General features: G+C 66.8%; 6 protein-coding genes. 1 reads left to right on the top strand and 5 read right to left on the bottom strand.

Features of this window, described 5'->3' with window-relative positions; genetic code table 11:
* Window positions 1–3: 3 nt before the first annotated feature.
* The 5 genes from NS2_RS06740 to NS2_RS06720 all read right to left on the bottom strand — a co-directional run bounded on the left by NS2_RS06740 (window position 4) and on the right by NS2_RS06720 (window position 5,554).
* Window positions 4–717 (bottom strand): carbon-nitrogen hydrolase family protein, encoded by a 714-nt coding sequence (locus NS2_RS06740; protein WP_033086419.1) that lies wholly within the window; start codon window positions 715–717, stop codon window positions 4–6.
* Between the two features lie 24 nt (window positions 718–741).
* Complete coding sequence (locus NS2_RS06735) at window positions 742–1,968, bottom strand: bifunctional 3,4-dihydroxy-2-butanone-4-phosphate synthase/GTP cyclohydrolase II (protein ID WP_071812060.1); 1,227 nt, start codon at window positions 1,966–1,968, stop codon at window positions 742–744.
* Between the two features lie 186 nt (window positions 1,969–2,154).
* Entirely contained in the window at window positions 2,155–3,963 is a 1,809-nt protein-coding gene (locus NS2_RS36685; protein WP_036550711.1) for an MFS transporter, read from the bottom strand.
* 81 nt (window positions 3,964–4,044) lie between these two features.
* Window positions 4,045–4,683: a PadR family transcriptional regulator gene (locus NS2_RS06725; RefSeq protein ID WP_197707849.1), complete on the bottom strand. Its 639-nt coding sequence runs from the start codon at window positions 4,681–4,683 to the stop codon at window positions 4,045–4,047.
* Between the two features lie 37 nt (window positions 4,684–4,720).
* Window positions 4,721–5,554 carry an IclR family transcriptional regulator gene (locus NS2_RS06720; protein WP_308640186.1) on the bottom strand — a complete coding sequence of 278 codons (834 nt, stop codon included), beginning with the start codon at window positions 5,552–5,554 and terminating at the stop codon, window positions 4,721–4,723.
* A 233-nt stretch (window positions 5,555–5,787) separates the two neighbouring features.
* Between NS2_RS06720 and NS2_RS06715 the strand changes: the two genes are divergently transcribed.
* Window positions 5,788–6,291 carry a flavin reductase family protein gene (locus NS2_RS06715; protein WP_033086422.1) on the top strand — a complete coding sequence of 168 codons (504 nt, stop codon included), beginning with the start codon at window positions 5,788–5,790 and terminating at the stop codon, window positions 6,289–6,291.
* Window positions 6,292–6,361: the final 70 nt, after the last annotated feature.

The raw sequence follows: 6,361 nt of genomic DNA, 5'->3' as shown, positions 1-6,361 counted from the left end.
GTACTAACCGGCCTGCCCGACGAGCGCGGTGACCACGCCGGTCGAGTGCGAATCGCCCTCGACCAGCAGGTCGCCGCCGGGCCGCCACACAGCTGATCCGCCGCACCCGACCCAGGTCCCCGCCCGGCCGACGTGATTCGCCAGCACCACAAACATTTTCGTGTCGCGCGCGATCCCCGGATAGATCGTCGCCCGCTCCCGCACCCCGCCTCCGGTCCCATACAGCGAACTGGCCAGGTGCACATCGCACCCATCGGCGGCGGCCCGCCCGATGAGATCCGGAAAGTGATTGTCGAAGCAGGTGGCGAGCGAGAATCGAAGCCCGCCCAGCGAGAATCGCCCGTCCCGATCCCCCGCGGCGAATACGGCGCTCTCCTGCTCGAACAGATGCTGTTTGACATAGGTGCAGATCAGCTCGCCCGCACCCGCATAGACGTAGGTGGCGATGGCGGGCCCGCGCGCACCGGGCGCGGCGCCGTTGATCACCGTGGCGATCCCGGCGTCCCGAAGCGGTTCCAGCCGAGCGTCATCGGCCGCGACCAGCAGCCCCGGATCCCCGGCCACGGTCTCCAGCTCGTACCCCGTGAGCGTCAGCTCCGGGAACACCACCAGTTCCGCGCCCTCCGCCCGCGCCTGCCGCGCCAGCTCGACCGCCTGCTTGACATTGGCGGCGATATCGCCGGGAACACAGGTGAGCTGGGCGGCCGCGATCCTCATGCCGCCAGCATGGCAGCCGGACCCTCAGCGGTAGCCGACGGCCTCGAAATGCGGCAGCTGATGACTCATGCGGTCGCGCTTGGTGCCGAGGTAGTGCACATTGTGCTCGGTGGGCTGGGTCTGCAACGGGATCCGGCTGTGCACGGCGATTCCGTTCGCCTCCAGCCCCGATTGCTTGTCGGGGTTGTTGCTCAGCAGGTGAACGGAATTCACGCCCAGATCGCTGAGAATGCGGGCCGCGGCCCCGTAGTCGCGGGCATCGATGGGCAGGCCCAGCCGGACATTGGCGTCGACCGTATCGGCCCCATCGTCCTGGAGTTCGTAGGCGCGCAGCTTGTTGAGCAGCCCGATGCCGCGCCCCTCCTGCCCGCGCAGATAGACCACGACACCCCGCCCCGCCGAGGCGACGGCAGCGAGCGCCGCGTCGAGCTGTTCCCCGCAGTCGCAGCGCAGCGAGCCGAAGGCATCGCCGGTGAGGCACTCGGAATGCACTCGGGCCAAGACGTTCTCACCGGCCGGATCGCCGAAGACCAGCGCCAGATGCTCCGCACCGGAGTTCTCGTCGGCGTAACCGTAGACCCGGAAATCCCCGAACCGAGTGGGCAGCCGCGTCTCGACAATGCGAGAGATCCCGTGCTCCAACCGCTTCCGATGCTCGATCAGATCCGCGATGGACACGATGGGAACGCCCCACTCCCGCGCCATCACCAGCAGCTCCGGCAGTCGCGCCATGGTCCCGTCATCGTTGACCACCTCGGCGATGACCCCCGCCGGCCGCAGCCCGGCGAGCCGCATGAGATCCACCGCCGCCTCGGTATGCCCCGGCCGCCCCAGCACCCCACGCGGATTCGCGCGCAGCGGAAACACGTGCCCCGGCCGCGACAGCTGATCGGCGGTGGTCCGCGGATCGGCCAGCACCCGCATGGTCTGCGCCCGATCCGCGGCCGAAATACCGGTACTGACACCGGAAACCGCGTCCACCGACACGGTGTAGGCGGTCCCCTTGGGATCCTGGTTGACCGCCGCCATCGGCGGCAGTTGCAGCCGATCGCAATCCTCGCCCGTCATGGGCACGCAGATGACCCCGCTGGTATATCGCACGAGAAACGCGATGTTCGCCGCGGTCGCCTTCTCCGCGGCCAGAATCAGATCGCCCTCGTTCTCGCGATCCTCGTCGTCCACGACGAGCACCATGCCGCCGTCGGCAATGGCGGCCACCGCCGTCGCGATGGTGTCGAGTTCGCCGGTCATCGTCGACCACCTCCTCCGGCCGCACAGGTTGGCGGCCTATTTCCAATAGAAATATGCCGAGTGCGGAACAACGAGGTGAGATCCCGCTCAGCGGTCAGTGAAGCGCACAGAACGGCCGCGCGACAACGGCCCGGAGACATCCGCCTCCGGGCCGTTGGTCATCGAAATATCAGTACGCCGGCACGATCAGTGCGCCGCACCGCCCGTGGCGGGCGTCCGTCCGTGCTTCATGATCAGCGCACCGATCAGCGCCACCGCCGCCGAGGCCGCCACGAAGTAGAAGCTGATCTCATACCCCTTGTCGGCGTACAGCAGCGGAATGTCCTTGGTGACCGGCGGCGCACCCGCCACCGACACCACCGCCTGGACCGGATTGGCATTCAGGAACGCCGTGGCCACCGCGAGCCCGATGCCCGCGCCCATGGCCTGCATGACGCCCAGCATGCCTGCGCTGATGCCCTGCTGTTGTGCCGGAACGCCTTCCACGATCAGGTTCGGCGTCGAGGCGTAGTACAGCGCGAACGCGATACCGTACACCGCGCTGATCAGCGCCTGCGTCTGCCACCCGTGCGAGAGCGCCGCGTAGGCCAGACCGCTGCCCACGAAGATGACCAGCGCCGAGATCAGCGGCCACCGCGCACCCGAGCGCCGGATCCACAGACCGCCCAGGAACCCGAACAGCATGGCGATCAACGACTGTGCCAGCGTCACGTGCGTGGCGAACTTCAGCAGCGTGAAGTTGTCACCGTAGGTGTAGCCCGGTTCCAGCTCCACCTTGACCATGTCCGGCGGCAGCTTAGAGTACACGGCCTCCGGCGGCACCTGCGCATTCACCAGCTCCGGTGTCACCTGCGCGTTCACCTGGTCGGTGAGCTGCTGGACCAACGCGGTCGGCAGTTCCACGCCCGGCGGCATGGCGGCCTTGGCCTGAGCCTCGGCTTGTGCGAGACCCTGGGCGCGCGCCTGGGTCAACGCCATGGCCTGCGCCTGTGCCAGCGCACCGGCCTTCACCTGATCCCAGGTGGCGGCCTCGACCGTCTGAACCACCTGTCCCGACGGCGGCGACTGCGTCATGTACCCGGTCGCATACGACTGGTACCCGATGATGAACGAGGCCAGCAGACCGATGAACAGCACCACGCTCACCCGCGGATTGAACAGCAGCTTCATATCCATGATCGGTTGCTTCGCACGCTTTTCCACGATCGGGAACAGCGCCAGCAGCACCAGCCCGCCGATCAGCCAGGCCAGCGTGGACGGCTTGGTCCAGCCCCAGTCCTGCCCCTTGTCCAGGTACAGCAGGGTCAGTGTCGCGCCCGCGCCGAGCAGCACCGCGCCGATGATGTCGAGCCGCTGCGGGGTGCGCAGCTTGGACTCCGGCACCACGATGATCAGCAGCGGAATCATGATGATGGTGAAGATGAACAGGAACCAGAACAGTCCGCGCCAGCTGTAGTGATCGGTGATGTACCCGCCGATCAGCGGCCCGGCTAGGGCGGAGACGCCCAGACCCGTGGAGGCGATGCCCAGGCCGATGGGAACCATGCGGCGCGGCATCAGGTCTCGGATCAGACCGTAGGACACCACGGTGGTCGCGATGGCCGTGGCCTCCAGCGCGCGGCCCACGAGGAACACCGCCCAGTTGCTGGTGACCGCGCACATGGCCGTGCCGATCAGGAACAGCACGCCGCAGACCAGGAACATCTTCTTCTTGCCCCAGATGTCGGACAGCTTGCCGATCAGCGGGGACACGGCGGCACCGAAGATGCCGAAAACGATGATGGCCCAGTTGATGTTCGCGCCCTGCTCGGGGAAGGTGGGCGCGATCTGCCGCAGTGCCGACGCGACCATGACGTACTGCATCGGGGAGACCTCGGTGAACAGCACGATGACGGCGAGGACCGACCAGATCCGCAGATTCGACGCGCCGTCGAGGCGGCCGCTTTCGTCAGGCGCGGGGCTGGGAGGCACCGCGGTGTCGACAGAGGTGGACATAGTGCGTCCTCCAGGGTGGGTAGTAACACGATGTTGTGAACCGTGTCACGACCGCCAACCGTCGACTATCACCAAGTCCGTTCAGTGGGAATCGCCGGAATTCTGCTTCTTCACAGTCCGGCGGCGGCTACGCTGTCTCGCCAATTTGTCCATATCCGCCAGCAGGTCCTCGGCGAATTCCTTTTCGGCCTCGTAATGCTTTACGCACCAGCGTAATACCGCGCTCGGATAGGCCCAATCCGGATTCACGTCCGCACCCTCGGCGTCGGCGAGTGCGCGCCGGCGCATGGTCTCGGTGTATTCGATGTGCTGGGTGAGGATTTCGCGCATGCGCTCGGGTTCGGCCAGATGCCCGAGCCAGGCCCGCAGCATCACACTGTGTTTGAGCACCGGGGCCTCGACGGGGGAGTGATTGACCCAGTGCGAGGCCGCCTCCCGCCCGCTCTCGGTAATGGCGTACATGCGTTTGCCGCGCATGCCGTCCTCGGAGACCACGGTTCGCGAGGTCGCGTAGCCATGCTTTTCCAACCGCTTGAGTTCGGCGTAGATCTGGCTGAACGACGGACTCCAATAGAAGAACTGCAGACTCCAGTCCGCCCATTTCTTCAGGTCGTATCCGGAGAGCTCCTCGGCGTGCGAGAGCATGCCGAGAACCGCCCACGCCGTCGTGGGCAGCTCCGGAATCGCCTGCGCCGCCTCGGCGTCCACGCCCTCGGTCATCATCGAACTGTATCGCCCCCGCATGTCCGTACTCCGCTCAACGCCAGTGCGCGCGACGCGGGAACAGGGTGCGACCGGCCTCGTGCGCCACCTCGAGTACGACGCGGGCCAGCCGGTCGTAGCTCATGCCGTCGGCGCGACCGGACAGTGAGAGCGCGGCGGGAGCGGTGCCCCGGCCGCGCAACGGCGCTGCGACACAGGCGATCCCGACCACGGCCTCCTCGCGATCGATGGCCACGCCCTGGCGCAGCCGGATCTGCTGCAGCTCGCGGGTGAGCGCTTCGGGCTCGCAGATGGTGCGCGGGGTCAGCCGCGGCAGCCGGGTCCGCAGCGCGGCCTCGGCGATATTCGGTTCCAGGCAGGCGAGCATGGCCTTGCCCAGAGCCGTTGCGTGCGCGGGCATCCGGCCGCCCAGCCGGGTGGGCAGGCTGGCGGCGAAGCGGCCACCGGCCTTGTCCAGGTACACCACGTCGCGTCCGTCGAGCACGGCCAGGTGCCCGACCATGCCGGTGCGCTGGCTCAGCTCGTGCAGCAGCGGAGAGACGGCATCGCGAATCTCGTTGTGGTCGGCGGTGAGTCCGCCGAGTTCCAGGGCGCGCATGCCGAGCCGATAGCCGCCCGAGGTGTGGGCCAGCCAGCGCAGCTTGATCATCTGATCCAGGATCCGGTGCACGGTGGACCGTGGCAGCCCGGTGCGCTCGACCAGTCCGAGCAGCGTGAGGGTGGGGGTGGAAGCGTCGAATGCGTCCAGGATCAAGGTCATCCGCTCGATCATCGAGACCGGGACTTCGGCGCTGGCGTGGGATTCCTTGGCGCGCATGGGGTTCAGGGGGTGTCGAGTCTCCGCCGGGGGCAGCATGGTGACGGACATATGTACCTCCGTTGGTTCATATCCAGTCTAGGACTATTCCGATTAGGCATGTACCTGGATCGGAGCTTGTGCTACCCATCACAGTGCCCTGCGCTACAACCTGCGGAATCGGGAGAACTACGTAAAAGCTACGCATACGTGTCCCGATCACCGAACCACGGAGTTGACGCGATCCGCTCGCGACCTGCTGTCATGACTTCTAGCTATATTTCGGATCGAAATAAGGAGGGCCCGTGGACCCGGTCCTGGACCAGGCTCCGGCCATCGACGCGACGGCTTTCAAGAACGTTCTCGGGCGCTTCTGCTCGGGCATCACCGTGATCACCGCCCTTGACGAGGGCGAGCCCGTCGGCTTCGCATGTCAGTCGTTCGCATCGCTGTCCATCGAACCACCGCTGGTGAGTTTCTTCCCGGCGCGGACCTCGAGCACCTGGCCGAGAATCCGTGCGGCGGGCCGGTTCTGCGTGAACATCCTGGCCGACGATCAGGCCGAGATCTGCCGTCAGCTCGGTCGGCCCGGGGCCGACAAGTTCGCCGGGGTCGAGTGGGCCGAGTCCGCGAACGGTTCACCGCTGCTCGCCGGGGCCATGGCCTCCATCGACTGCGAGCTGCACGACGAGGTCGACGGCGGCGACCACACGATTGTCGTGGGCCGCGTGACCAGCTTGAACGAGCATTCCGAGGCGCGGCCGCTGCTGTTCTACCGCGCGGCGTTCAACCGTCTCGCAGACCAGTAGCACGCGCCCGGCCAGTGAGACTGCGCTGTCGTCGCCGTCACATCGGCCGGAACCATCGAAGCAAAAGAGG

Origin of the sequence: Nocardia seriolae NBRC 15557, assembly GCF_007990715.1 — a bacterium.
GTDB classification, from domain to species: Bacteria; Actinomycetota; Actinomycetes; order Mycobacteriales; family Mycobacteriaceae; genus Nocardia; species Nocardia seriolae.
Note: the sequence above shows the minus strand (reverse complement) of the source record. Positions and strands in the feature narration are given on the sequence as shown.